Source organism: Aurantiacibacter sp. KMU-128, assembly GCF_056933515.1.
In genome coordinates this window covers 1,304,750-1,331,420 of record NZ_JBXORT010000001.1, presented here as the reverse complement: position 1 = coordinate 1,331,420, position 26,671 = coordinate 1,304,750, and the positions used below count along the sequence as shown (strand labels likewise).

The window sequence follows — 26,671 nt, the reverse complement described above, 5'->3', positions numbered from 1 at the left end:
AGGCAATAACGTGAGCCAGCCAGAGGAAATTCTCCGCATCGCCGCACGCGGTGACGGCGTGACCGCCAGCGGGCGGCATATCGCCGGAACCGCGCCGGGCGATCTCGTGACAAGCGATGGTGCGATTACGCGCGGCGCGCATTATGCCACGCCGCCCTGCCGCCATTTCGGCACCTGTGGCGGCTGCGAGTTGCAGCATCTCGACTCTGCCGCCTTCGCGCAATTCGTGAACGACCGCGTTGCCAATGCGGCAGAGGCCAATGCTCTTGACCCGGCCATTATCGCGCCGCCCGCCATCTCGCCCACGCACAGCCGCCGCCGCGCCAGTATGCGGGCGATCAATGGCGGGGGCAGGCCGCTGATCGGATTTACCCAGAGTGGGACGCACAAGATTGTCGATCTGGCCGAATGCCATGTGCTCGACCCGCGCCTGTTTGCGCTGATTGCTCCCTTGCGCAAGTATCTCGCCCGCCTGCAAGGCCGGTATAGCATCGATATCGAACTGACGCTGGCCGATCAGGGGGTCGATCTGGGCCTGAAAGGGTTCATGCCCGAAGGACTCGACCAGACCGAGGATTTGCTCGATTTCTGCCGCGATCAGCGGCTGGCGCGGCTGACGCTCGATCATGGGTACGGCGCAGAGGGGTTCTGGGAGCCGGAGCCGGTGTCGGTGACGCTGGGCGGGGTGCCTGTCGCCTTTCCCTCCGGCGCGTTCTTGCAACCGACCGTGTGGGGTGAGGCGACGCTGGTGGAGGCGGCGAGCAGTTGGCTCGATGGCTGCACCAATGTTGCCGACCTGTTTGCCGGCCTTGGCACTTTTGCGCTTCCGCTCTCCGCTAAAGCGAAGGTTCTGGCGGCCGAGGCTGATCGCGCGGCGATCCTCGCCCTGCGCAGTGCTGCCAGCGCCGCACGGCTGCCGCTGGAAACCGCGCACCGCGACCTGTTCCGCAATCCCCTGCGCGCCGACGAGCTGTCGGCATTTGACGGCATCGTCCTCGACCCGCCGCGCGCCGGTGCGCGGGCGCAGGTCGAGCAAATCGCGGCGAGCGGAGTTTCGCGCGTCGTCTATATCAGCTGCAATCCCTCGAGCTGGTCGAAGGATAGCGTAATGTTGAAGGAAGCGGGCTACGAACTGGCCGAATTACGCCCTGTTGGCCAGTTCCTCTGGTCAACCCATGTCGAGCTGGCGAGCCTGTTCATCAAGCGCTGAGAGCAGGTGCTGGACCAGCCATTCCTGATCCGCAGGATCTGAGAAGGCATGATCAGCGGTGGCGCTCACGGCAATCCGCGCATCCTCGCCCCACGCCGACAGAAATGCTGCCCCCGTGCGATCACGCTTGGCCGCAAGGAACCGGATGTCGCCGGTAAAATCAGCAATGCCTGTCTGGAGTGCTTCGAGCAGATTTGAGGGCGGCGGCGGTGTGGTGTTGCGCGCAGCCTTCAGCCCGCCAAGGAGCTTGCGCAGGTTCACTCCTCCGCTGAGCAATCGCTTCCATTCTGCCGGGTCTTTCAGCTTCGCGGCATACCGTTCGCGAATGGCCTCTGCGGGCATCGCGCCGCCAGAACCATCGTCAAACGTCCACGGATTAGCCAGCACGAGGGCGCTGCATGGCGCGCCATGCGCCAGCATCAGCGCCGCCGCGCCATCGCAAATGCCGAAACCGGCGACCGCGCGAAGCTCCGGCTTGCGTGCCCTGAAGGCGTCCAGGGCTGCGGCGATGTCGGGCGCGGAGTTTTGAAACTCGCCATTCTCGCCCTCGCTATCGCCGACACCACGCCGGTCGAAGCGGAGAACGGGATAGCCCTTGGCCGCGATCCGGGCCGCGATCCGTGCCTGTCCGGCGAAGGCACCGCTGCGGATTTCATTGCCGCCGGTGACGATCAGCAGGCCGACCGGTTTCGCGCCATCATCCAGCGTCGCGTGGCATTGCGGGCCTTCTACGCTAAAAGTGAAATGTTCGCGCATCAGCTGGCCCACTCAGTAACGAGGCGGGCGAGTTGGCGTGCTTGCTCTTGCTCGTATGACGCTTCGGCCCGCAGCCACAACGCCGCGCCGCCAAGCTCGCTTTGCGCAATGGTGCGCGCCGCTTGCGGGTGGGTAGCTGCCTCCAACTGGCCGACCATCGCAGGTGAGAGCGCATATCCCGCCAGTCGCAACCCCTCGCTCCGCCCGCGCGCGACGAGGTCTTCCTGAGTCGTTGGGGTACCCGCTTCCTTATCGGCGATAATCCGCGCTCGCAGCATCGCTCGCAGCAGCGATTTGCCTTGGAGCGGGGCGTAATGCAGCAGATTGGCGCGTTCCCGCGCGATCAGTGCACCGCCGCGAATGGCGAGAATGTGCGTTGCCGACAGGCCCTTTGCCGCCGCCTCGGCCTCATTGCGCCAGTCCTCTAACGTGGTCTCGCTCAGCGGATGCGCGCTTTCCATCAGGCCGGCCGGATCGAACATAAAGCTGGCAATACCGCAGTCCGCCAGCATCCGCATCACGTTGACCGTAAGGCGCCGGAGCTTGTGGCCTTCGTCGAACAAGGCAGGCAGGATAAGCAGCCGCGCCTTGGGCCCTACGGGATCGCCTGCGGAAACCAGACGTGTCGGCCCGCCAACAGGGCTGTGCCACACACCCGTTGTCAGCATTGCCGCCTAGCTATCGCTGCGCTTGTTGGCGAGAAACGCCAGCAAACCGCCGAATGTCTCCAGCATTTCACCATCGACATCATCATCCTCGATAATAATGTCGAGCCGGTCTTCCAGCTCGGTGAGGAGGCCTGCGACCGCCATCGAATCGAGTTCCGGCAAATGGCCGAACAGTCCCGAGTCCTCGTCGAGTTCCGCCGCACGTTCGAGCGACAGTCCCAGCACATCCTGCAGCACCTGCCGCAGGATCAGTTCGGTATCGCCAGTGTCTTCGACGGGCACGGGAAGATTGCTTGCCATAATGGGCGAGGGGCTTAGCCAGAGACGGGGCGGCTGACAAGTTTACGAATGAAGCCCTTGGCCAGCATGGGCCAGTTGCGCGGAGCGTCGGGGCGCAAGCAAGTGAGTTGCCAGCGCTTGCGCGTTTCTTCCATCCAGTCGCGTTTGTAGGCATCATCACCCGTGCCGAAATCGACGAGCGTGACACGGTCGATGTCGATAACGCGCTCCATCAACGAAGCAGTAAGCGTGGTCCCGGGCGAGAGGTTTTCCGCAGACGGTAGGTGCGCGAGTTTGTGGATGTAGGCCGTGCCATTGTCGACCGTCCAGAACTGTGCGGCGACGGGCTCGCCTTCATGGCGCGCCATTGCGAAACGGTAGCGACCGGCTGCGCTTTCCATTTCGGCAAATCTGCGGAGGAGGTCGGGATCGCCTTCCCCGGGCTTCCAGCTTTGCGCGTAAATCGACTCATATGCCGACCACTCTTCTGCGGAGAATTCCGAGGTGAGAGTTACATCCACCTTCTTGGCCTTGCGCTTCAACGTTGTTCGCAAGCGGCCAGGGCGAGCAGCGATATACTCCGTATAGCTGCGCCCATTGACCGGCAGAATGTGGTTGGTGTCGCACGGTGACCGGAAAACCATCCAGCCTGCCCGTCGAAATGCGCGGGCCGTAATCGCGGAATCCGATTCTTCCAGTTTGGTGAGATCTAGCCGGTTTGCCTGCTGCCGAAGGTCGCGGGCAAGCTCGACAAGCGCGGTTTCGCTGGTTGAATCGATTATGCCCAGACTATGCCACGTGAATGCATACCAGTTGGTGAGCGCCTCCAAACCGGCTTGGGTTCGGTTGAGGGGCAGGCACAATGGCGGAAACTCTTCGCTCTTGGAGAGCGCATATAGCGGTCGCAAATCGGCATTTTCCAATAGCGCGAACCACTCAAGCCGCGCGAACGGGCCGTCGCCAGACCAATCAAGGCCTTGCAACTCCTTAACCGTGTCGTGATAGCTGATCGCCGTCACCGCGTTCCCGTTTCCCTAGAGGCCCGATGTCCATCACGCCCGATCCCGTTCCCCGGCCGCTCGATCACCTCGCAGAATGCGGGGCGGACGATGATCCGGCGCTGATCCTGCGCAAGGAAACCCTTAGCTGGAAGGACTTAAGAAGCCGTGTCGGCAGGCTGGCAGCGTGGTTGGCCGAGCGCGTTCCCGAACCGGGCGCGCGTGTGGCGACATGGGCGGGGAAGGGGGAATTGACCTGCCTTATGCCGCTCGCCGCAGCGCGTGCGGGGCTGGTTCATGTGCCGATCAATCCGTTGCTTAAACGGGCACAGGTTCAGCATATCCTCGCCGATTGTGCGGCCAGCCTGCTGATCGTCAACAAAGGCCGCTTGGACTCGCTGGAACACGGCGGCTTGCCTGCGGATTGCGCAATCGTGGAGGAAACCGAACTTTACGATCTGCTCGACGGCTTTGCCGTAAGTCTGCCAGCATCGATCGCCGATCCCGATGCGCTGTGCGCAATCCTCTACACCAGCGGTTCGACCGGGCGGCCCAAGGGCGTGATGCTGAGCCATGCCAACCTCTGGCTCGGCGCGGTCAGCGTGGCGCATTATCTCGACATGGCGCGCGATGACGTGACGCTCGCGGTGCTGCCATTGAGCTTCGATTACGGGCAGAACCAGCTGCTTTCGACGTGGTATGCGGGCGGCAGCGTGGTGCCGCTCGATTATCTGACCCCGCGCGATGTTACCAAGGCTTGCGCGAAGCACGCAATCACCACGCTGGCTGCGGTTCCGCCCCTGTGGTTGCAGTTGACCGAGCAGGAGTGGCCCCCCGAGGCGGTCGCGGCGATGCGGCGGCTGACCAATAGCGGCGGTGCGCTGAGCGAAGAGCTCGTTCGCGATCTGCGTAAGCAATTCCCCGACGCGCGGCTTTTTCCGATGTACGGGCTGACCGAGGCATTCCGCTCGACCTATCTTGATCCTTCGATGGTAGACGAATTTCCGACATCGATGGGCACCGCCATTCCCTTTGCGGAAATTCTGGTGGTTGATGGCGCGGGCGAAATCGCTGCCGAGGGCGAGCTCGTTCATTGCGGGCCGCTGGTTGCGCAAGGATATTGGCAGGATGCGGAGCGCACGGCGCAACGGTTCAAGCCTGCGCCAAAAGCGTCCGAGTATGGCGGAGCTGCCGTTTGGTCGGGCGACAATGTTCGGCGGGAAAGCAATGGTTTGCTCTACTTTGTTGGCAGAGACGATGCGATGATCAAGAGCAGCGGCAATCGCATCAGCCCGCAGGAAATAGAGGATGCTGCCGTGGCCAGCGATCTGGTCGAGGAAGCGGTTGCCTTTGGCGTTGCCGACGATCGGCTTGGTCACGCGATCCATCTGGTTGTGCGCGGTGCAGGTGACGAGGAAGCCCTTCGCACTGCACTCCGCCGCGATCTGCCCAATTTCATGCAGCCGCACGTCATCCGCTGGGTTGAAGCCATGCCGCTCAACCCCAATGGCAAGATCGATCGCAGCCGGTTAAAGGCGGAAGCGCAATGAAGCCGCTTGGCCCGATCCCTCGCTATTTCGATATGCTGGACGGCGAACTCGCCATCGGCGGGCGTAAGGTTTCGGCCTTGGTCAAGGAGGCGGGCGACACGCCGCTCTTCGTCTATTCACGCGACGCGATTGCGCGACGGATTGCCGAGTTGCGCAGCGCTTTGCCCGAACGCATTCGACTGCATTATGCCATGAAGGCAAACCCTTACGCGCCGTTGCTCGAATTCATGGCCGACGTTGTCGACGGACTCGACATTGCCTCTGGCGGCGAATTGGTGATGGCGCGCGACGCGGGCTTCCTGCCGCGCGAAATCAGCTTTGCCGGCCCCGGCAAACGCGACCGCGAACTGCACGAGGCGATCAAGGCGGGCGTTACACTCAATCTGGAATCCGAGGGCGAGGCCGAGCGTGCTTTGGAAGCAGGCAAGGTCTTGGGTGTGGCTCCACGTCTCGCCATCCGCGTTAATCCGTCCTTCGAAATGCGCGGGTCGGGCATGAAGATGGGGGGTGGCGCCAAGCCCTTCGGGATCGACGAAGACCGCGTCCCCAAGCTCGCCCGCGAGCTGGTCGATGCTGGCGCACATTGGCGCGGATTTCATATCTACACTGGCAGTCAAGCGCTTGATGCCGAGGCGATAATCGAGACTCAGGCAAATGTGCTGGCGCTCGCGTCTCGCTTGGCAGAGGAAGCGGGCGTCGATGTGCCCCATCTCAATATGGGTGGCGGTTTCGGCATCCCCTATTTCGACCGTGACACGCCGCTCGACCTTGCAGCGGTGGGCGCGGCACTGAAGGAGCGCTTCGCCAATTTGCCGGACAATTTGGCGGAAACCGACTTCGCCATAGAGCTGGGCCGCTACCTCGTGGGCGAGGCTGGCGTTTATCTGTGCCGCATCGTCGACCGCAAGGTGAGCCACGACACGACCTTTCTCGTCACCGATGGCGGTCTGCACCACCAATTGGCGGCATCCGGCAATTTTGGGACCGTGGTGCGGCGCAATTATCCCGCTGCAATTGCGAGCAAATACGCAAGTGCGCCGGAAGAAATCGTCAATATCGTCGGCTGCCTGTGCACCCCGCTCGACCGGTTGGCGGATCAGGCCCACCTGCCGCGCGCCGATATAGGCGATCTGGTCGCGGTTTTCTGCGCCGGAGCCTATGGTGCATCAGCCAGCCCTGCCGCCTTTCTGGGCCAGGGCGCGGCAAAGGAAATGCTGGTCTAACACCTGCCTCCGACAGCGTCCCAGAGCGGGACAGCCCGCGAAAAGTGCCCAGATTCCTTGGTTCAGGCACCCAAGGATAACGCAATGTTCACCCTTTTTGGCGAGAAGCATCCCCGGATCCCAAGGGACGAAATGCGTGCGCGGTGATTAGGCCAGCGTCAGCGGATCGTCCAAGACTGTTCGAGGACGCATTCGATGCGAACGAAATTTACGGCAAAAACGCTTCTGGCAACCGCTGCCATGGCCATTGCATTGTCCGGCTGCGCTGGTGGCTCTACCGGCAATTCGCTGGCGCCCGCGCGGCTCACCCCGCTCCAGGAAGGGCCGAGCGAGGACTATGTCATCGGGCCCCTCGACAAACTGACCATCCACGTATGGCGCAATGACGAGTTGGGTGCCGAGGTGCAGGTGCGCCCTGATGGCCGCATCACCACGCCGCTGGTTTCGGATATGCCCGCCGTGGGCAAGACCCCGACAATGCTGGCCGAGGATATCCGCCTGCAGCTTTCGCAATATATCGAAGATCCGATCGTAACGGTCATCGTTACCGAATTTGCCGGTGCGATTAACCAGCAGGTGCGCATCGTCGGCGCTACGGCGCAGCCCGCATCGCTTAACTATCGCGCCAATATGACATTGCTCGACGCGATGATCGCGGTGGGGGGGCTGTCCGAGTATGCCGCTGGCAACCGCGCCCGCCTGATCCGGATTGATCGCCAGACGGGTGAGCAGACCGAATATGATCTGCGCCTCAACGATTTGCTGCGCCGCGGCGATAGCGATGCCAACGTGCTGCTGCAGCCGGGTGATGTGATCATCATCCCGGAAAGTTTCTTCTGAGGGAGTTGGGGGCTTGAACCAGATCCTCGAAGAACTGCGCGCCGGCCTGTGGGCTGTGTGGAACCGCCGCTGGATGGCGCTCGCCATCGCATGGGGCGTGTGTCTGCTCGGCTGGTTGGTGGTGTCGCTGATGCCGAATACTTACGAATCGGAAGCAAAAATCTTCGTCCAGGTGGACGATGCGCTGGCCGAACAGATTGGCGTCGGCGCAAACGCCCGCGAACGGCAGATCGACCGCATCCGCCAGACGCTGGTGAGCGCGCAAAATCTCGAAACCATCATCCGCTCGACCCGCATCGGCGATTCGGTTTCCACCCCGGTGGAAATGGAAGCCGCACGCGAAGGGTTGGCCAAGCAAATCAGCGTGGTGAGCGAAGGCGAGAACATCTTCGAGATCACCGCGCAAAGTGGTCGTGGCAATCTCTCAGATGCGGAGAACGCGGAACTCGCCCAGACCATTGCCCAGCGCATGATCGACATTTTCCGCGAAGAGAATCTTGGCGGGGCGCGCGGCGAAATGGAGGACTCGATCGAATTCCTCAATCGCCAGCTCGCCGAACGCGAGGAAGAGCTGGCCGCGGCTGAAGAGCGTCGTCTCGCTTTCGAATCGGCAAATCCCGAATTGATCGGCGGCGCGGAGGCGATTGCGACGCAAATGGCCTCGACCCGCGCGGAACTGCGCAGTGTGGAAGCCGATCTGGCAGCGGCGCAGGCCTCGCTTGCATCCTTGCAGGGCCAGCTTGCTGGCACGCCGCGCACGATCAATGTCGGAGGCGGCGGAGCGGCAGCGCCGACGGCGCTCTCGCAGGCTGAAGGCCAGCTCGCAGCGTTGCGTGCGCGCGGTCTGACTGATTCGCACCCCGATATCATCGCGGCCGAACGCACTGTCGCCAGCCTGCGCGAACGCTCGGCAGGTTCCGGTGGCGGCGGCGGTGGCGGCGGTATTCCCAATCCGGCTTACAGCTCGTTGCAAGCCTCGCTTGGCGAACGCCAGTCGAATGTGATGTCGCTGCAATCGCGGGCCGCTGCGTTGCGGGCCGAGATCGCCTCGATCAACGCCAGCGCCGCACGCGAACCCGGCGCTGCGGCCGAGGCACAGCGTATCAGCCGCGATTATGAAGTGCTGCGCGAACAGTATGACGAGCTGCTCGAAGACCGCGAGGAACTGCGGTTGAGCGACCAACTTGCGAGCCAGAACAATGCGCTGCAATTCGAAGTGATCGACCCGCCGACAACCCCGCGCGCGCCGTCGGCTCCCAATCGTCCGTTGCTTTTGTTTGGCGTTCTGATTGCCGGTTTGGGAGCTGGTGCGGGCGTGGCTTACGCACTGAGCAAGCTCGGCTCGACTTTCGCCACGGCCAATCAGCTCGAACGAACATTCGGCCTGCCGGTGGTCGGCACGATCACCCACACCTTTACCGAAGCCGGCCGCGATCTGCGCCGCAAGCGGTTCAAATACTTCGCTGCCGGATTGGGCGGGCTGGGCGTGCTCTGCATCGTGCTTGTCGGCGTCGAATTCATCCAGCGCAGCAATGTGGCGTGAGGAGAGGGATATGACAGAACACCGCAAAATCCCCACGCCCGGCAAATCGCTGTTTGAGCGGGCGGAAAACTTCTTCGGTCTCGGAGGGGATTTCCATCCCGCTCCGGTGCCCAAGACGCTCGCCAAGCCGGTCAACCGCCGCAAGCCCAAGCGTGCGCCTGAGGCGGCGCGCGAGGTATCACTGGGTGAGGCGCTCGCCGGACGGATGCCGCCGAGGGAACTGGCAGCAGCACCGGTTGCGGCGGCCGTGCCTGTCGCGCCGCCCGCACCTGCCCCCGAGCCGGAGCCGGTGTACGAGGATGTGAAATTCTCGGGGAAGGTTCACCCTATCGACCGCGATGCGCTTGCCACTTACGGGCTGATCCAACCCGACGCGCAAGCCACCATGCTGCTCGAAGAGTTCCGCATTGTGAAGCGGCAGGTGCTGCAATCAGTGCGCAAGGCGCGCGAATCGGGCTCTGGCCAGCTCGCTCAGCGCGTCTTAGTCTGCTCGCCGCATCCGAACGAAGGGAAGAGCTACTGCGCGGTCAATCTGGCGCTGGCGCTGGCAGCGGAGAAGGACAGCGAAGTCCTGTTGGTCGATGCCGATTTCGCCAAGCCATCAGTGCTCTCCATGCTCGGCCTGCCGCGCGGCCCCGGCTTCATGGACGCGCTGGCGCGCAAAGACCTCAAGGTGGAAGACTGCGTTATGACGACCGATGTAGCGGGACTTTACGTCTTGCCCGCGGGCAACCACACGACGTCGGACAGCGAATATCTGGCGAGCGAACGCACCGGCGAAGTGCTCGACCGCCTGACCCGCGCTGCGCCCAACCGCATTGTCATTTTCGACAGTTCGCCCGCGCTTGCGGCTTCGCCCGCAGCCGAGCTTGCCAACCATGTCGGTCAGGCGATTGTCGTCGCCCGTGCCGACCGTACGGGACAAAGCGCGTTGGAAGATGCGCTGACGCTGCTTTCGGCCTGTCCCGATCTCAAGCTGCTGCTCAATGCAGCGCATTTCAGCCCCAGCGGGCGCCGCTTTGGTGCCTATTACGGGCAGGAGGCATGATCCCATGCGTATGACACTCACCACATTGCTGGCCATGGCGCTGGTGCCGGTTTCGGCGCAGGCGCAAGAACGCGATCCCGGCGGGGAGGGCGGCGAAGAATACCGCTCGGCCACGCGCGGCGTAGAAATCGCGCCCTATATCGAGGCCGCGCAGGTTGTTACCGCCGAGCTTTCGCCCGGCGACGATATCGTGACCTATACCCGCGTTGCCGCAGGCGTGGATGCTGGGTTGACCGGTCGCAATTCGCAGGCTGCCGTCTCGCTGCGTTACGAGCGACGCATCGGTTATGACGATACGGTTCCCGATACCGATACCTTCTCGGGCATTGCGCGCGCTTCGCTTGCGATGAGCGGCCCCGACGCCACATTCGAAGTCGGTGGGCTTGCCTCGCGTACCCGCGTCGAATCGAATGGCGGCACGAGCACCGGCAACTTCGGCATCGACGATGATGCGACAAGCCAGCTTTACTCGGTGTTCGCTGGCCCGGCTGTGCGCACGCAGATCGGCCAGGCCGAAGTGACCGGCGCTTACCGCATCGGCTACACGCGGGTTGAAGCGACCGATGCGATCGTCATCGATCCGACCACCGGCCCGACGGACATCTTTGACGAGGCGATCACCCACAATGTCGGCGTGCGGGCAGGCTTTGCCCCCGATACCGTGCTCCCCGTGGGTGTTGGCGTTGGCGCAGGCTGGAACCGTCAGGACGTATCGAACCTCGACCAGCGCATTGACGACCGTTACGCGCGGGCCGACATCACCATTCCCGTCACACCCAGCCTCGCGCTGATCGGCGGTGTCGGATACGAACAGGTCGAAGTCTCGAGCCGCGATGCGGTGCGAGATGTGAATGGTGATCCGGTGATCGGCCCCGATGGCCGCTTCGTCACCGATGATAGCGCGCCGCGCCAGATTGCTTACGAGACCGAAGGCCTGATCTGGGATGCGGGCGTGATGTGGCGTCCGAGCCGCCGTACGCAATTGCAGGCACAGGTTGGCCGCCGCTACGGCTCGACCACCTATTACGGGGCGTTCAGCTATTCGCCGAACGAAAACTCGCAATTCGCGATCAACGTTTATGACGGGATCAACAGCTTTGGCGGTCAGGTGACTGGCGCGCTGAACGAGCTGGGCACCGACTTCCAGGCCTTCCGCAATCCGGTGACGGGTGATCTGGGCGGCTGCGTGGTTGGCTCCTCCGACGGCGATGGTTGTGCGCTGGCGCGCCTTGGCTCGCTGCGCTCTGCCGTGTTCCGCAGCCGTGGCGTTTCGCTCAGCTACGGTGCGAGCGAAGGCCGCACGTCCTACGGGCTTGGCGCAGGCTATGACCGTCGCAGCTTTATCGGCGCGGAGAACACCGTTCTTGCCGCAATCGATGGCGTGATCGACGAGAATTACTACCTCGCCGGCTATGTCGGGCGCCAGCTTGATCGCCAGTCGCAGCTTAATGTCGGGGGCACCGTCAACCGCTTTGAAAGCGGGTTTGGCGGCTCCGTCGATGGCTGGGGCTACAGCGTCAGCGCTGCCTATGATCGCCAGATCATCGAAGGGCTGGGGGCAACCGCCGCTGTGGGCGTCGATGGCATCAACCGCGATGACGATACCAATTTCTCGAACGCATCGGCCCTTCTCGGCCTGCGCTACACCTTCCGATAGGTCCAAGGGAGACCAGACCCATGTTTGACAATTTCTACGGCCTCTCCGGCAAGCCTTTCCAGCTGACGCCCGATCCGGAATTCTATTTCCGTTCGATCACGCACCGCAAGGCGCTGTCCTATCTCGGTTACGGCCTCGCGCAGGGTGAGGGCTTCATCGTCATCACCGGCGAGATCGGTTCGGGCAAATCGACGCTGGTCGCGCACATGATGGAAAGCCTCGACACCAATGCGGTGACGGTGGCGCAGATCGTGACGAGCAAGCTGAACGAGGACGAGATCGTCCATGTGGTCGCCGCCTCCATGGGTCTGGATGTCGAAGGCCACGACAAGGCTACCGCGCTGACAGAGATCGAGAACTTCCTGCATGACGAAGCCCGATCGGGCCGCCGCGTGCTGCTGGTGATCGACGAATCGCAGAACCTTTCGGTGCCTGCGCTCGAAGAGCTGCGGATGTTCTCCAACTTCCAGTTGGGCAACCACCCGCTGATGCAGACGCTGCTGCTCGGCCAGCCCGAATTCCGCACGACTTTGCAGAATGATGCGAACCTCGAACAGCTGCGCCAGCGCGTGATTGCAGCGCATCATCTCGAACCGATGCAGAAGAGCGAGATTGAGCCGTACATCATCCACCGCCTCGAAAAGGTGGGCTGGGAAGGCAATCCGGCGTTTGACCAGCGCGTGTACGCCGAGCTTTACGAAGCATCGGGCGGTATCCCGCGCCGGGTGAACCAGATTGCGAACCGCCTGCTGTTGCTGGGCGCGGTTGAAGAACGCAACCGCATCGATGCTTCGATGTTGCAGTCCGTTCTCCGCGAAATGGAGGCCGAGCGCGCCTTCCCCTCCGCTGCGCCGTCTGCCCTGAAGCAGAAGGAGCCCGAGTTCGAGCCGGTGAAGGCCATGCCCACCGTCCCGCGGGTCGATATGCAGCAATTCGAAGCCGCGCTCGCCGAACGCGATGCGCAGATCGCCGAATTGCAGCAGGCGATTGTCGAGATTTCCAACCAGACCGATGCCGCGGTCAGCAGCGCGGTCGCGCCGGAAATCGAACTGATGCGCGAACAGGTCGCCCGCATCGAAGCCCGCTGTTTCGAACAGGAACGCTCGATCCGCCAGACGCTCACCATGCTGATCGAGTGGATCGAAAGCGAAATGGATTCGAGCAAGGCCGCTTAACAGGAGGCGAGCGCGGTGAACGCCATCGCTTTCAATACAGAACAGGACACGCAGCCGCGCATCGTCAACGGGCTCTCCGTCGATGTGGAGGACTGGTTCCAGGTTGGCGCGTTCGAGGATGTTATCGAGCGCGACAGCTGGGGCACGCTGGATGACCGTGTGGAACGCAATGTCCACGCGATCCTCGACCTGTTTGACGAAGCCAATGCCAGCGCGACATTCTTCACGCTGGGCTGGGTCGCAGCACGGCACGGCCCGTTGCTTCGCGAGATTGCGAAGCGCGGACATGAGGTCGCCAGCCATGGCTGGGACCACGAGCGGGTGTTCCGCATGGATCGCCCGACATTCGCCCGCGATATCGAGAAGACGCGCAAGACGATCGAGGATTGCTGCGGCAAAAGGGTGATCGGCTATCGTGCGCCAAGCTTCTCGATAGACCATCGCACGCCCTGGGCATTTGCCGAGCTGGCAGAGCAGGGCTATCTCTATTCGAGCAGCGTCGCACCCATTGCGCATGACCATTACGGGTGGGCCGAGGCGCCGCGCTTCGCTTTCAACCCGATCCCGTGGCACAGCCTGATCGAACTGCCGGTGACCACAGCAGTGTTTCGCGGCAAGCGGCTTGCGGCAGGCGGCGGCGGGTTTTTCCGCGTGCTGCCCTACGCCTTCAGCCGCTGGGCTATCCGGCAAGTGAACCGGCAAGAAGAGCGCCCTGCGATCTTCTATTTCCACCCGTGGGAAATCGATCCCGGCCAACCGCGTGTGGCGGGTGCGCCGCTGCGATCGCGCCTGCGGCACTATACCAATCTGGAGCATATGGCGGACAAGCTCGGCCAGCTTATCAAGGAGTTTTCCTGGGGCCGGATTGACCTTATCGCGCACCGCGAAAGCGCCCGTATCGCCGCCGAAAAGGCCGAACGGAGCAAGATGGGCATATGAACGCGCCCTTCGCCTTGACCCGCGAAACCGTCCGCATTGCCGATTTGCGCCAGCCCGATGAGGTGACGCGGATCGAAGGCTTTGTGGCCGAACGCCGTGGCTCGGTCTTCCTTCGCCCGGCCTGGCTCGCCGCTGTAGAAGCGGGCACCGGCAATCGTGCGCGAGGCCTGCTGGCGGAGAAAGGCGGCGCGGTTACCGGATGGCTTCCGCTCAGCGAAGTGCATTCGCCGATTTTTGGCCGCGTCCTTGCTTCTAGCGGCTTTGCTGTCGAGGGCGGCGTGCTGACGGACGATCCGGCAACCGCGCAGCTTCTGTGCGATGCCGCCACCGAATACGCCCAGCGCCTCTCCTGCCCGAGCATCGAGCTACGCGGTGGCATGGCGGGCGAGGGGTGGGATGTCACCACCGACAGCCATTGCGGCTTCGTCGCTCCGCTGGCGGAAGATGACGAAGCGCAATTGCTCGCCATTCCCCGCAAGCAGCGCGCCGAGGTTCGCCGCTCACTGACTTTCGATCTCGACGTGAGTGTTGGCCGCGATGAAGCCGAGCGCGCGGCGCATTACGCGGTCTATGCCGAAAGCGTGCGCAATCTCGGCACGCCAGTGTTCCCGCGCAGCCTTTTCGATGCCGTGATGGACATGCTCGACGCCGATATCCTTACGGTGCGACATGAAGGACGCGCAATTGCCAGCGTGTTGTCGCTCTATCACGATGGCGCGGTGATGCCTTATTGGGGGGGTGGTACGTGGGATGCGCGCACTCTGCGGGCCAATGACCGGATGTATTACGCGCTGATGTGCCATGCACGCAAATGCGGGTGCGACCGGTTTGATTTCGGGCGTAGCAAGACGGGTAGCGGGCCTTACAGCTTCAAGAAGAATTGGGGCTTCACACCCGAACCGCTCAGCTATGCCAGTTGGACGGCACCCGGCTTTGCCAAGCGCGGTGCTGACCCCACAAGTGCGGAAAACCAGCGCCGTATTGAGCTTTGGAAGAAGCTGCCGCTTCCGCTCGCCAATCGTATCGGCCCGCTGATCGCACGCGGGCTGGGCTAGGGGGCGCAGGTGAGTGGCGAAATCCTCTTCCTTGCACATCGCCTGCCGTTCCCGCCGGATCGCGGCGACAAGATCCGCTCGCATCATGTGCTGAAGGCGTTGGCGCAAATCGCTCCCGTCCATGTCGGCTGCCTTGCCGAGGACGAGAGCGATTTCGCGCATGAGCATGAACTGGCTGCGCTCGCCGCCAGCCATGCGATGCCGCGCCGCTCCAAACCGGTCAGTCTGGCAGGCGTCGAGGCACTGATCCGCCGCGAGCCGGTGAGCCTTGCCGCGTTCCGCTCGCAAGCCCTGCAGGACTGGGTGCGGCGCACTTTGGCCGAGCGCAATATCAGCGCGATCTACGTCTTTTCCGGCCAGATGGGGCAATATGTTCCGGCGGACTGGAAGGGGCGCCTGATCGTCGATCTGGTCGATGTCGATAGCGCCAAGTTCGAAGCCTATGCGCTCGATCGCGGCGGCCCGCGCGGTTGGATTGATGCGCGCGAGGGACGCTTGCTGCGCGGAGTGGAAGAAGCGCTGGCGGCAAATGCCGATGCAACTCTGCTGGTCAGCGAGGCCGAGGCAGGTTTGCTCCGCCAACGCACAACACGCGCCCGCGATATCCGGGCCTTGCGCAACGGCATCGATTGCGATTTCTTCGACCCTGCCGCGACCCAACCGCATCCCGATCTGGCGAGCGGAGGGCCGCATTTCGTCTTCACCGGACAGATGGATTACGCGCCGAACATCGATGCCGTAGCGCGCTTTGCGCAAGGCATTCTCCCGCGCATCCGCAAGGCGCATCCGGCTGCGCAGTTCCATATCGTGGGCCGCGCGCCGACCGCCGAGGTGTCCAGACTTGGCGAACGGGACGGTGTCACCGTGTGGGGCGCGGTGCCCGATGTGCGACCGTTTCTCGCTGCCGCAACCATCGTCACTGCGCCGCTGACCATAGCGCGCGGTGTGCAGAACAAGGTGCTCGAAGCCATGGCGATGGCGCGCTGCGTGCTGGTCAGCCCCGAGGCCGCGACCGGCATAGATGCCAAGCACGGAGCGCAAGTCGTCATCGGCGACACCGATCACGCCTTGGCAACACACGCGCTGCACTTGCTCGACCGGCCTGCGGAGCGCGAGGCCATCGGCAAAGCCGCACGCGAGTTCGTGCAAAGCCAGATGAGCTGGCCCGCAATGCTCGCCGATTTGCCAACCTTGATGGGCTTCTCCGAGCGGGGACAACGCGATGCGGCTTGATGCGATCCAGCCCCGTCGCGCGCTCGCTGCGGAGATGATAGTGCCGCACTGGCGCTTGCCACTCATCCGGCTCGCGCTGGCGTGGGCCCTACTGTTCGCCCTTTTCGCCTCCGATTATGCGGAAATGGTGATGCAGTGGTGGGACAGTTCGACCTACAACCACATCCTGCTTGTGCCCGCGATCCTCGTCTGGCTGGTATGGCAACGAGCCGGAGAGCTCACGAAGCTGACGCCCGCCAGCTGGTGGCCGGGGCTACTTCCGCTGGCAGGTGCGCTGTTCGCCTGGCTCTTAGGAGATATCTCCGGCACCGCGACCGCGAGCCATTTGGGCCTTGTCCTCGCCCTGCAATCGCTGGTGCTGACCTTGCTCGGCCCGCGTGTATCCTGGGCGCTGTTCTTCCCGCTCGCCTATGGCCTGTTCCTCGTCCCGATCGGCGACGAGCTGGTTCCGGCGTTGCAGATGATTACCGCCGACATCACCATCGCGCTGACCCATGCGAGCGGCATTCCCGCGCATATCGAGGGCGTCTTTATCGATACGCCAGGGGGCTTGTTCGAAGTTGCCGAGGCGTGTTCGGGGGTCAAGTTCCTGATCGCAATGATTGCGCTCGGCACGCTGGTTGCGCACGTGCTGTTCCAATCATGGTGGCGGCGCATCGGCTTTATGGCGCTGGCAATCGTCCTGCCGATCCTTGCCAATGGCGTACGCGCTTGGGGCACGATCTACATCGCGCAATCGCAAGGCATCGCCTTTGCTGCCGGTTTTGACCACATCTTTTACGGGTGGTTCTTCTTCGCGCTGGTGATGGGCTTGCTGCTGGCGATCGGCTGGAAGTTCTTCGATCGTTCGGTTGACGATGCCTTTATCGACGCAGATAGCATCGCGGCTCTGCCATTCTTTACATCGCTCGAACGCTGGAACGGCAAAGGCTGGGCAGTCTTTGTGGCGAGCATCGCAATGGCACTCGCTACATTGCTCTGGGCCGCGCAAAGCCGCGCGCTGGAAGCCGACATTGCAGACACGCTGGCGCTCCCCGAAGTGCCCGGATGGACGCAGGTTCCGGAAGCCAACAGCTATCCCTGGGCACCCTTGGCCGGTGGAGCTGACCGTGTTCTGCGCGGTAGCTACCGTGACGGCGACGGTCGCATCGTCGACGTGGTCTTTGCCCTCTACGCTGCGCAGGGCGAGGGGCGCGAGGCGGGGGCGTTTGGGCAAGGTGCTTTGCCGCCGGACACCGACTGGCGCTGGCAATCGGCCTCGCTTTCCGCAGACGGCGTGCCGGGGCAGCGCATCCAGGCGCTTGGCACCCAGCGGCGCACGGCGGAAACATGGTTCCGCAAAGGCGACTGGACGGGCACCAGCGGATTGCAACTCAAGCTGCGCACCATGCAGGATCGCCTGTTCCTCACCGCTCGCCCCACCGCCATGCTCATCCTCTCCGCCGAGGAAAACAACGGTATTGATGGGGTGCAAGCCGTCGCCGATTTTCGCGCGTCCACCGGCGATCTTGGCGAATGGATAGACCGCGCCGGATCGATTGAGTAACGGCAGGGACCATGTGCGGGATCGCGGGCCTTTTTCACACCGGAACGATCAAGCCGGTTGACCCTTCGCGGGTCGAGCGGATGTGCGACGCCATCGCGCATCGCGGCCCTGATGGTTCGGGCGTATGGACTGCCCCGGGCGTTGGGTTGGGTCACCGCCGCTTGTCGATCATCGACCTTGCAGGATCGCCGCAGCCGATGGTCTCGGCAGACGAGCGGGCGGTGATCGTCTTCAACGGCGAGATCTACAATTTCCGCGAATTGCGGCGCGAACTTGAAGGGTTTGGCGCACGGTTCCGCACAGAGGGCGACACCGAAGTCATCCTGGCCGCATACCAGCAATGGGGCGAGGACTGCGCGGCGCATCTCAACGGGATGTTCGCCTTCGCGATCTATGACCGGGCCGAACGCACGCTGTTTCTGGCGCGCGACCGGTTCGGGGTGAAGCCGCTGTTTTACACCCAATTGTCCGACGGCGCATTGGCCTTCGCGTCCGAATTGAAGGGCCTGCTCGCCCATCCGCTGCTCCGGCGCGAGATCGATCCGCTGGCGGTCGAGGATTACATGACTTGGGGTTACGTCCCCGATCATCGTTCGATCCTGAAGGGCGTGCACAAGCTGCCCGCAGGCCATACGCTGCTGCTGAAACATGATGCGCCGCTGCCGCGCCCGCGCCAATATTGGGACATCAGCTTCGAGCGCCGCCACAAGGCCAAGCCACGCGACTTGGAAGCCGAGCTGCTGCATCATCTTAAAGTGGCGGTAGAAAGCCGGATGGTAGCCGACGTGCCGCTGGGTGCTTTCCTCTCCGGCGGCGTCGATAGCTCCACCGTTGTTGCCTTCATGGCCGAGGCAGGGAAGGGCAGGGTGCGCACCTGCTCGATCGGCTTCGATGTCGCCAGCGTTGACGAGACATCCTATGCCGAGCAGATTGCCGCGCTGTTCGGCACCGATCAAACAGCACGTAGGGTAAGCGCCGACCAGTTCGATGCCATCGACACCATCGCCGCGATGTTCGACGAACCCTTTGCCGATGCCTCCGCTCTGCCGACATGGCGGGTGTGTCAGTTGGCGCGCGAAAGCGTGACGGTAGCGCTGTCGGGTGACGGGGCGGACGAGGCCTTTGCCGGATACCGCAGGCAGGTCTTCCATGCCCATGAGGAACGCATTCGCGGGCTGATACCCGGTGGCGTGCGACGCAGCGTGCTCGGGCCGCTGGGCAATGCCTTCCCCAAGCTCGACTGGGCACCACGCCCGCTGCGTGCCAAGGCCACCTTGCAATCGCTCGCCGGATCGGGAGCAGAGGGCTACGCGCGCGCGCTGGCGGTGACACCGGGGGAGCTGCGCCAAAGCCTCTACAGCGGCAGCTTTTCGCAGCAGTTGGGCGGCTATGCCGGGGAGGCCCCGCTGCACGATCTGATGGCGAAGGCGCCGGTGCAATCTGGCCTTGATGCCGCGCAATACGCCGATCTCAAGTTCTGGCTCCCGGGCGATATTCTGACCAAGGTCGACCGCACCAGCATGGCTGTCAGCTTGGAGGCGCGCGAACCTTTGCTAGACCACCGTCTGGTCGAATTCGCGGCCGCTCTCCCCGACAATCTGCGTGTGCGCGGCAAGCAGGGCAAGTGGGTGCTGAAGAAGGCGATGGAGCGGTATTTGCCGCAAGACATTCTCTACCGCCCGAAGCAGGGATTTGTAACGCCGGTTTCCGAATGGTTCCGTGAGCCGCTGGAGAGCAAGGCGCGGGGAATTTCCAAGAGCGCGATGCTGGCGCGCACCGGATGGTTCGACAATGCCAAGCTCGAAGCGATTGCCGAGGCGCATATTTCGGGCCGTTCGGATCACGGGCGGTTGCTGTGGCAGCTTGTGATGCTCGACCGCTCGCTGGCGCAGCTCGGGATTACCTAGCCCGCCTTGCCGTGGCCCCGCGCCATGTAATCGGCGCTCTGCATTTCCTTGAGGCGGCTGACGGTGCGGTCAAATTCGAACGCGCCATCGCCCTTGGTGTAGAGTGCCTCGGGCTCCGCGGCGGCGGTTACGAAGAGCTTCACATTGTGCTCGTACAGGGCGTCGATCAGCTTGGTGAAGCGGATTGCTTCGTTGCGATTCTCCGGCCCCATTTGCGGGATGCCGACGAGAATGACGGTGTGATAGGTGCGGGCAATCGCCAGATAGTCGGCCGCTCCCCGATCCTCCATGCACAGCCGCTTGAAGCTGAATACCGCGACGCCTTTCAGGCTCTTGGGAACGTGCAATGACCGCCCGCCTCCCAGCGCCAGCTCTCCCGTTGGCACATTGGCAGCGTCTTCGGGCGCGTAGTCGGTCAGGCGGAAGAAGGCTTCGCGCACCTGTGCCGTCGCCGCATCGCCCATGGGGGCGTGCCAGGTTTTGAGATCGCCCAAACGGTCGAGCCGGTAATCGGTCGGGCCGTTGAGTGGAACGACGTCCAGCTCCGCTTCGATCAGATCGATGAACGGCGTGAAGAGCGAGCGGTTGATCCCGTCCTTGTAGAGGTCTTGCGGCGGACGGTTACTGGTCGTCACCACCGTCACCCCTTCATCCACGATCAGCGCGGTGAAGAGCCGCGCCATGATCGCCGCATCGGCGGTGTTGGTGACGACCATCTCATCAAAGGCAAGGCAGCGGACATCGCGGGCAATCCGCCGGGCGACCCGCCCGATGGCACCCTCGTGCTTTTCCCGCCGTTCCTTGTGCAGCAGCACATCCACTTCAAGCATGAATTCGTGGAAGTGGACACGGCGTTTCTGTCCAATCTGCAAACTGCTGACGAACAAGTCCATCAGCATCGATTTGCCGCGCCCGACGCCGCCCCACATATAGACGCCGCGCGGCTTTTGCGGCTTGCGGTTGAACAGCTGGGCGAGCAGTCCGCCGGGGGCTTCCGCCTCCAGTTCCTTCTGCAATCGGCCGAGCCGCTCGGCAGCGCGGCGTTGATCGGGGTCGGGCTGTAACTCGCCCGCCGCTATCAGTTTCTCGTAACGGGCAAGCACCGGACTTAGATGGCGCGTTCGGCCTGCATCTTCTTGATCTCGGCAATGGCGCGCGCGGGGCTGAGGCCCTTGGGGCAGACATTGGCGCAGTTCATGATGGTGTGGCAGCGATAGAGGCGGAAGGGGTCTTCCAGATCGTCCAAACGCTCGCCCGTCATCTCGTCGCGGCTGTCCGCCAGCCAGCGATAGGCCTGCAGCAGGATCGCGGGGCCGAGGAACTTGTCGCTGTTCCACCAGTAAGACGGGCAGGCGGTGGAGCAGCAGGCGCACAGAATGCACTCATACAGGCCATCCAGCTGCTCGCGCTGCTCGGGCGACTGCAACCGCTCCTTACCCGAAGGCGTCGTCGAAACGGTCTGCAACCACGGGCGGATGCTGGCATATTGCGCGTAGAAGTGGGTGAAGTCGGGCACCAGATCCTTGATGACTTCCATATGCGGCAGCGGGGTGATGCGGATGTCGCCTGACACATCCTCGATCGCGGTGGTGCAGGCGAGGCCGTTCTTGCCGTTCATGTTCATCGCGCAGGAACCACAGATCCCTTCGCGGCAGGAACGGCGGAAGGTCAGTGTCGGATCGATCTCGTTCTTGATCTTGAACAGCGCGTCGAGAACCATCGGGCCACAATCGTCGAGGTCGACTTCGAACGTGTCGTATTTGGGGTTCTTCCCGCTGTCCGGATCATAGCGGTAGATGCGGAACGTCTTCTTCCGGCTTGCGCCTTCCGCCTTGTGAACGGCGCCCTTGCTGTTGATCTTCGAGTTCTTGGGGAGAGTGAAAGTGGCCATGTCGATCCCGTGGGTTTCAGCTTGCCTCCCATTTAGCCGATGCTTGGCCAAGGGCAAGGCAGACCTTCGGCTGAACCCCGCTTTTCCGCGCCTTCCTGCGGCAAATCCAACGAACCTGTTACACCTGTTACACAGTCCTGAGGCAAAAGCGCGCTCCCGGTTTGCAGCGATGAAACTACAGCAGGTTGGAGAGGTTAGCATGAGCATGGCAGCGGCGTAGAACGCAGCGGCAGTTGTAGGAAAGGCGGCCCTTCATGCAGTGGAAACACGCGGCGATTTTCGGAGCGAGCGGCGGGATTGGTGAGGCATTGGCAACCACCTTGGCTGGCGGGGGCACGCAAGTGCTTGCCGGTTCGCGCAGCGGAACCATGCTGCAGGGTGAGGGGATCACATCGTTTGCTTTCGATCTGACCGACGAAGCAAGCATAAAGACTGCGGTCGAACAAATGCGCGACACGCCGCCCGATATGGTGATCGTGGCCAGCGGCGTGCTCACGCTTCCCGACGGGACGGGGCCGGAGCGCAGCTACCGGCACCTTGAACCCGCCGCGATGGCAGAGATGCTGGCGCTCAACACCATCGGCCCGGCACTGATCGCCAAGCATATGTTGCCGCTGTTCCCGCGCGATGCGCCTGCCACGTTCGCCGTGCTTTCTGCCCGTGTGGGTTCGATCGGCGACAACCGTATCGGCGGCTGGCATTCCTATCGTGCGAGCAAGGCGGCACTCAATATGCTCATCCGCAATTTCGCCATCGAGATGGCGCGCACGCATAAGCAGGCACGGATTGTCGGGCTGCATCCCGGGACGGTGGACACCGCCTTGTCCGAGCCGTTCCAGAAGAACCTGCCCGAAGGTCAGTTGACCACTCCGGCGCAATCGGCGGAACATCTGTTGGATGTCCTCGCAGCGCTGACACCTGCGGATAGTGGGGCCGTGTTCGACTGGAAGGGCGAGCGGATCGAGCCTTAATTCCAGATATACGCTCATGACAAAAAGGCCCCCGCACATTTGCTGTGCGAGGGCCTGTTTGTTTCCGGCTAACGCGGATTACTGTCCGAAAGTGCGCTGCCACCAACCGCGGCGGGCACCGCCTTCGCCTTCTTCGGCTGCTGCATCGGCTTCAGCCGCCTGCGTCTCGGCAGTCGCTGCCTCGGGTGCATCTTCCACCTTCTTGGCGCGCGAGCGGCGTTTGGGCTTGGGCTTCTCTTCCGTCGGAGCCTCTTCGGCGGTAGGCGCTTCCTCGACCGGCGCCTCTTCGCTCACCTTCTTGGCGCGCGAACGACGCTTCGGCTTGGGCTTTTCTTCCGCGGTTTCTTCAGCGGCTTCGGCAACAGGTGCTTGTTCCTCTACCGTTGCAGCCTCGTCCTTCTTCTTGGCGCGCGAGCGGCGCTTCGGCTTCGGAGCGGCTTCTTCCACCGGTGCTTCCACCTCAGCCTCAGCCTCTACTGCATCGGGTGCAAGAGCCTGGTCTTCGCCATCCGCCGTGTCATCCGACGGCTTGCGGGACTTATTCCGTCCCCGGCCACCGCGGCTGCGGCGGCGCTTTGGCTTGCCTTCGCCTTCGTCCGCGTCAGCGGAAGATTCGTCCGAACCATTGTCCGCCGGTTCCTCGTCCGACGATTCTTCGCCTTCGGACTCATCGCCGTTCTCGTCACGGCCATTGCCCTTGTTGCGACCACGCCCGCCCCGGCGACGGCGGCGACGCTTCTTGCGCTCACCACCATCTTCATCGCGGTCATGCCCGCGCTTGGGAGTGGAGACGCTATCCTCTTCCGCATCCGTATCGTCCTCGTCATCCTCGATATCCGCATCATCGTCATCATCGATGATCGGTTCGAAGCGCGGGGCTTGCGTGGGCTTCGGGCCGCTTGAAGTGACGCGCATTTTTGCGCCTTCGTCCTCGCCCTCGGGCAGGACTTCGACGGTGACGTTATAGCGGCTTTCGATTTCCGCCAGATCGGCACGCTTGGCGTTGAGCAGATACACCGCCGCTTCGGTAGAAGCGTAAAGTGTGATCGTGCTGCCTTTGCCCTTCGCCGCTTCATCCTCGATCAAACGCAGCGCGGAAAGGCCCGCGCTCGACGCGGTGCGGACAAGGCCCGTCCCGTCGCAATGCGGACATTCGCGGGTAGAGGCTTCGAGCACCCCGGTGCGCAGCCGCTGGCGGCTCATTTCCATCAGGCCGAAGCTGGAAATGCGGCCCACCTGGATTCGCGCACGGTCGTTCTTGAGCGAATCCTTCATGCAGCGTTCGACTTTGCGGATATTGGAACTGTGATCCATATCGATGAAGTCGATCACCACCAGACCGGCCATGTCGCGCAGGCGCAATTGCCGCGCGATTTCCTTGGCCGCTTCCAGATTGGTGTGCAGCGCGGTCGCTTCGATGCCGTGTTCCTTGGTCGAACGGCCCGAGTTGATATCGATGCTGACCAGCGCCTCGGTCGGGTTAATGACCAGATAGCCGCCCGATTTCAGCTGCACCACCGGCTCATACATCGCCGAAAGCTGGTCTTCCGCGCCGTATCGCTGGAACAGCGGCACGGGGTCGGAATAGGCCTTCACCCGCCGCGCATGGCTGGGCATCAGCAGCTTCATAAAGGCCTTGGCGGACTTGTAGCCGCCTTCGCCTTCAACAATGACTTCCTCGATCTCGCGATTGTAGATGTCGCGGATGGCGCGCTTGATAAGATCCGAGTCCGAATGGATCAGGCTCGGCGCGCTGGAGGCCATGGTGCGTTCGCGGATTTCGTCCCACAGGCGGGCGAGATAGTCGAAATCGCGCTTGATCTCCGGCTTGGTGCGCGAAAGGCCCGCCGTGCGGACGATCAGCCCCATGCTCTTGGGGAGCGAGAGATCGCTGACGATGCTCTTCAGTCGCTTGCGATCGCTGCCGCTGGAGATTTTGCGCGAAATGCCGCCGCCATGGCTGGAGTTGGGCATGAGCACGCAATACCGGCCTGCAAGGCTGAGATAAGTGGTGAGGGCCGCGCCCTTGTTCCCGCGTTCTTCCTTGACGACTTGCACCAGCAACACCTGGCGGCGCTGGATAACGTCCTGGATCTTGTAGCGGCGGCGCAGGGCCTGCCGTTTGGCGCGCGCTTCGTCTATTTCCTTGGCACGGCTGCCGCGCTTGCCACCGCGACCCTGCTGGCGGCGTCCGCGCTGCTGTCGACGCCCGCGACCGCGGCGGCCATCGTCATCGTCTTCGCTGTCATCAGACGTCTCGTCGTCATCCGGATCGTCTTCGTCCTCGCCGTTTTCGAGCTGGCCTTCCTCGATCGTGGCGACATCGTCCTTCTCGGAGGTATCGATCTCGGTCACGCCGCCTTCGGCACCGGGGTTTTCCTCGTCCTCGCCGTCTTCCTCGTTGATCCGGTCGAGCGCGCTTTCGCCGTAATCCTCGTCCTCGTCTTCTTCACGAAGCTGGGCTTCCTCTTCCGCCGCAGCCGCTTCTTCAGCGAGCAGACGGGCACGGTCAGCCGCGGGGATCTGGTAATAGTCGGGATGGATTTCGCTGAAGGCGAGGAAGCCGTGGCGGTTGCCGCCGAAATCGACGAACGCCGCTTGCAACGAGGGTTCGACCCGCGTTACCTTGGCTAGATAGATGTTGCCCTTGATCTGCTTGTGTTCGGCAGATTCAAAGTCGAATTCCTCAATCCGGTTTCCCTTGAGCACCGCCACCCGTGTTTCTTCCGGGTGGCGCGCATCGATAAGCATACGCGTTGCCACTAAATATTCTCCGGGCAGACCACCCCGCTACCGGCGGTGGCGGTAAACCCGCGCCGGGAAGAAGTGTCTGCCGATATGTGTGAACCCCGCGCCCTTTGCGTCGGGGAGAAGTCATCCGCCCGTCCGCCGTCTGGCGAAGGGGCGTGCGAAGCGTGTTTGCTGCAATGCCAAGGCGCAGGATTTTCGTCTGCGCTGCACGTTCTGCAACCGGCACGCATCCTTGCGGAAGCGATATGGCCATGGAACGTGTGCTTTGCATTGCGGCATCAACCTGTAATCGGATGCGGATAGCGGCCAAACGCCGTTCCGCGGGTGCCGGGATTTGGGAATGCCGACAAGGTTTTGCTAGCAGTCGGGGAAAGCCTCGGCAACCTTATTGCGCGTTCTCGCAAAAATCCCTTGTGATGCTATTAACCAAGCGATGGATATTGGCGCGGGCGTTGCGCCGCGAACCGCTACGGGCAGAGGAGCTGAAGTCTAACGATGTCGGATCGTCTGCAGATCGGACTGTTGTTCGCCTTCCCGGTGCTGCTGATCGGTGCGCTTTTCGCGCTGGGGCAGACGATTCCGGTGCCGGTGCTGGGGCGCAGTTATGTCATCACCATTCCCTTGCCCGAGGCCGAGGAGCAGCTTGGCCTGCCGGAAATCGCCGGCCCCGCCGATCTGACGCGTCCGCTGGTGGTGATCGATGCAGGGCATGGCGGCCCCGATCCCGGTGCCATTGGCGAGGATTACCGGGAGAAGACAGTCGTCCTCGGCCTTGCCCGCGCGCTGCGCGACAGGCTGCTTGAAGAAGGCGGCATCCGCGTCGCCATGACGCGGGACGATGATTCGCTGGTTATTCTGGAGGAACGCGCGGAAATCGCCCGCGCGCTGGGTGCCGACCTGTTCATCTCGATCCACGCCGATTCTGCTGGCGATGATGGCGGGGTGACCGGCGCGAGCATCTACACCTTGTCGGAGACCGCCTCGTCAGAAGCCGCGGCACGCTTCGCCCAGCGCGAGAACGATGCCGATGTTGTAAACGGCGTCGATCTGTCGGGCACCGATGAGAGCGTGAACGCGATTCTGGTGGAGCTTTCGCAGCGCCGCACCTCCGCACAATCACTCGAATTCGCGCAGCTCATTGTCCGCGAAGGCGAAGGCGTGCTGCGTTTCCATCCGCAAACGCTGCGCTCCGCCGCGCTCGCCGTGCTGCGCGCGCCCGACGTGCCCGCAGTCCTCTACGAGGCCGGGTTCATTTCGAACCGCGAGGAGGCCCGCGCGCTCGCTTCGCCCGAGGGACAGGACCGGTTTGCCGAAGTCATGGCGCGCGCCATCCGGATTTATCTCGCCCGGCAGTCGAACCCGCAATAGGGCTGCGCAATCGACGGGTTTTTCGCGTTTCCGGCATTATTCGCTGTGGCGCGGGCTTTCATC

At 63.0% G+C, this 26,671-nt stretch carries 22 protein-coding genes; 15 read left to right on the top strand and 7 right to left on the bottom strand.

The window, feature by feature from the left end; translation table 11 throughout:
• Positions 1 to 10 precede the first annotated feature (10 nt).
• On the top strand, positions 11 to 1,210 hold the full coding sequence (locus ACS0VV_RS06720) for a class I SAM-dependent RNA methyltransferase (protein ID WP_483531952.1): 1,200 nt from the start codon (positions 11 to 13) through the stop codon (positions 1,208 to 1,210).
• On the opposite strand, the gene ACS0VV_RS06715 is transcribed toward ACS0VV_RS06720, so the two are convergent.
• Genes ACS0VV_RS06715 through ACS0VV_RS06700 form a run of 4 tightly spaced genes read right to left on the bottom strand, consistent with a single transcriptional unit; the run spans position 1,169 to position 3,932 of the window.
• Positions 1,169 to 1,966, bottom strand: a complete 798-nt coding sequence (locus ACS0VV_RS06715; RefSeq protein WP_483531951.1) for a hydrolase 1, exosortase A system-associated — start codon at positions 1,964 to 1,966, stop codon at positions 1,169 to 1,171. The genes ACS0VV_RS06720 and ACS0VV_RS06715 overlap by 42 nt on opposite strands.
• Positions 1,966 to 2,634 (bottom strand): alpha/beta hydrolase family protein, encoded by a 669-nt coding sequence (locus ACS0VV_RS06710; protein WP_483531950.1) that lies wholly within the window; start codon positions 2,632 to 2,634, stop codon positions 1,966 to 1,968. Before ACS0VV_RS06710 ends, ACS0VV_RS06715 begins: the two co-directional genes overlap by 1 nt.
• 6 nt (positions 2,635 to 2,640) lie before the next feature.
• Entirely contained in the window at positions 2,641 to 2,934 is a 294-nt protein-coding gene (locus ACS0VV_RS06705; RefSeq protein ID WP_483531949.1) for a phosphopantetheine-binding protein, read from the bottom strand.
• A 14-nt stretch (positions 2,935 to 2,948) separates the two neighbouring features.
• Positions 2,949 to 3,932 carry a GNAT family N-acetyltransferase gene (locus tag ACS0VV_RS06700; RefSeq protein WP_483531948.1) on the bottom strand — a complete coding sequence of 328 codons (984 nt, stop codon included), beginning with the start codon at positions 3,930 to 3,932 and terminating at the stop codon, positions 2,949 to 2,951.
• A 26-nt stretch (positions 3,933 to 3,958) separates the two neighbouring features.
• Between ACS0VV_RS06700 and ACS0VV_RS06695 the strand changes: the two genes are divergently transcribed.
• From ACS0VV_RS06695 to ACS0VV_RS06640, 12 genes are all read left to right on the top strand, one after another.
• The gene (locus ACS0VV_RS06695) at positions 3,959 to 5,461 is read left to right on the top strand and encodes an acyl-CoA ligase (AMP-forming), exosortase A system-associated (RefSeq protein WP_483531947.1); all 1,503 of its coding nucleotides are present in this window, start codon (positions 3,959 to 3,961) and stop codon (positions 5,459 to 5,461) included.
• Complete coding sequence (locus ACS0VV_RS06690; protein ID WP_483531946.1) at positions 5,458 to 6,684, top strand: pyridoxal-dependent decarboxylase, exosortase A system-associated; 1,227 nt, start codon at positions 5,458 to 5,460, stop codon at positions 6,682 to 6,684. Before ACS0VV_RS06695 ends, ACS0VV_RS06690 begins: the two co-directional genes overlap by 4 nt.
• 195 nt (positions 6,685 to 6,879) lie before the next feature.
• Complete coding sequence (locus ACS0VV_RS06685; protein WP_483531945.1) at positions 6,880 to 7,524, top strand: XrtA/PEP-CTERM system exopolysaccharide export protein; 645 nt, start codon at positions 6,880 to 6,882, stop codon at positions 7,522 to 7,524.
• 13 nt (positions 7,525 to 7,537) lie between these two features.
• Positions 7,538 to 9,067: an XrtA system polysaccharide chain length determinant gene (locus ACS0VV_RS06680; RefSeq protein ID WP_483531944.1), complete on the top strand. Its 1,530-nt coding sequence runs from the start codon at positions 7,538 to 7,540 to the stop codon at positions 9,065 to 9,067.
• Between the two features lie 10 nt (positions 9,068 to 9,077).
• Positions 9,078 to 10,115 carry a P-loop NTPase family protein gene (locus ACS0VV_RS06675; protein WP_483531943.1) on the top strand — a complete coding sequence of 346 codons (1,038 nt, stop codon included), beginning with the start codon at positions 9,078 to 9,080 and terminating at the stop codon, positions 10,113 to 10,115.
• Between the two features lie 4 nt (positions 10,116 to 10,119).
• Positions 10,120 to 11,772: a preprotein translocase subunit YajC gene (locus ACS0VV_RS06670; RefSeq protein WP_483531942.1), complete on the top strand. Its 1,653-nt coding sequence runs from the start codon at positions 10,120 to 10,122 to the stop codon at positions 11,770 to 11,772.
• Positions 11,773 to 11,792: 20 nt separating this feature from the next.
• A complete protein-coding gene (locus ACS0VV_RS06665) occupies positions 11,793 to 12,947 on the top strand; it encodes an XrtA/PEP-CTERM system-associated ATPase (protein WP_483531941.1) in 1,155 nt (384 codons plus the stop codon).
• A gap of 15 nt (positions 12,948 to 12,962) precedes the next feature.
• Positions 12,963 to 13,886: an XrtA system polysaccharide deacetylase gene (locus ACS0VV_RS06660; RefSeq protein ID WP_483531940.1), complete on the top strand. Its 924-nt coding sequence runs from the start codon at positions 12,963 to 12,965 to the stop codon at positions 13,884 to 13,886.
• The gene (locus tag ACS0VV_RS06655; protein WP_483531939.1) at positions 13,883 to 14,941 is read left to right on the top strand and encodes a FemAB family XrtA/PEP-CTERM system-associated protein; all 1,059 of its coding nucleotides are present in this window, start codon (positions 13,883 to 13,885) and stop codon (positions 14,939 to 14,941) included. The genes ACS0VV_RS06660 and ACS0VV_RS06655 overlap by 4 nt, the downstream gene beginning before the upstream one ends.
• Before the next feature lie 9 nt (positions 14,942 to 14,950).
• Positions 14,951 to 16,174 (top strand): TIGR03087 family PEP-CTERM/XrtA system glycosyltransferase, encoded by a 1,224-nt coding sequence (locus ACS0VV_RS06650; protein ID WP_483531938.1) that lies wholly within the window; start codon positions 14,951 to 14,953, stop codon positions 16,172 to 16,174.
• A gap of 34 nt (positions 16,175 to 16,208) precedes the next feature.
• Positions 16,209 to 17,720 carry an exosortase A gene (xrtA, locus tag ACS0VV_RS06645; protein ID WP_483531937.1) on the top strand — a complete coding sequence of 504 codons (1,512 nt, stop codon included), beginning with the start codon at positions 16,209 to 16,211 and terminating at the stop codon, positions 17,718 to 17,720.
• Positions 17,721 to 17,731: 11 nt separating this feature from the next.
• Positions 17,732 to 19,627, top strand: a complete 1,896-nt coding sequence (locus tag ACS0VV_RS06640) for an XrtA/PEP-CTERM system amidotransferase (protein ID WP_483531936.1) — start codon at positions 17,732 to 17,734, stop codon at positions 19,625 to 19,627.
• Here the strand turns inward: ACS0VV_RS06640 and zapE are convergent.
• Both zapE and ACS0VV_RS06630 read right to left on the bottom strand, forming a co-directional pair.
• Positions 19,624 to 20,730 (bottom strand): cell division protein ZapE, encoded by a 1,107-nt coding sequence (gene zapE, locus ACS0VV_RS06635; RefSeq protein WP_483531935.1) that lies wholly within the window; start codon positions 20,728 to 20,730, stop codon positions 19,624 to 19,626. The genes ACS0VV_RS06640 and zapE overlap by 4 nt on opposite strands.
• A gap of 5 nt (positions 20,731 to 20,735) precedes the next feature.
• Positions 20,736 to 21,518, bottom strand: coding sequence for a succinate dehydrogenase iron-sulfur subunit (locus tag ACS0VV_RS06630; RefSeq protein ID WP_483531934.1), 783 nt, complete (start codon positions 21,516 to 21,518; stop codon positions 20,736 to 20,738).
• Between the two features lie 254 nt (positions 21,519 to 21,772).
• On the opposite strand from ACS0VV_RS06630, the gene ACS0VV_RS06625 reads away from it, so the two are divergent.
• Positions 21,773 to 22,489: an SDR family NAD(P)-dependent oxidoreductase gene (locus tag ACS0VV_RS06625; RefSeq protein WP_483531933.1), complete on the top strand. Its 717-nt coding sequence runs from the start codon at positions 21,773 to 21,775 to the stop codon at positions 22,487 to 22,489.
• A 78-nt stretch (positions 22,490 to 22,567) separates the two neighbouring features.
• On the opposite strand, the gene ACS0VV_RS06620 is transcribed toward ACS0VV_RS06625, so the two are convergent.
• Complete coding sequence (locus ACS0VV_RS06620; protein WP_483531932.1) at positions 22,568 to 25,252, bottom strand: Rne/Rng family ribonuclease; 2,685 nt, start codon at positions 25,250 to 25,252, stop codon at positions 22,568 to 22,570.
• Positions 25,253 to 25,735: 483 nt separating this feature from the next.
• Here ACS0VV_RS06620 and ACS0VV_RS06615 point away from each other — a divergent pair, with 483 nt between their 5' ends.
• Complete coding sequence (locus ACS0VV_RS06615; protein ID WP_483531931.1) at positions 25,736 to 26,608, top strand: N-acetylmuramoyl-L-alanine amidase family protein; 873 nt, start codon at positions 25,736 to 25,738, stop codon at positions 26,606 to 26,608.
• Positions 26,609 to 26,671: the final 63 nt, after the last annotated feature.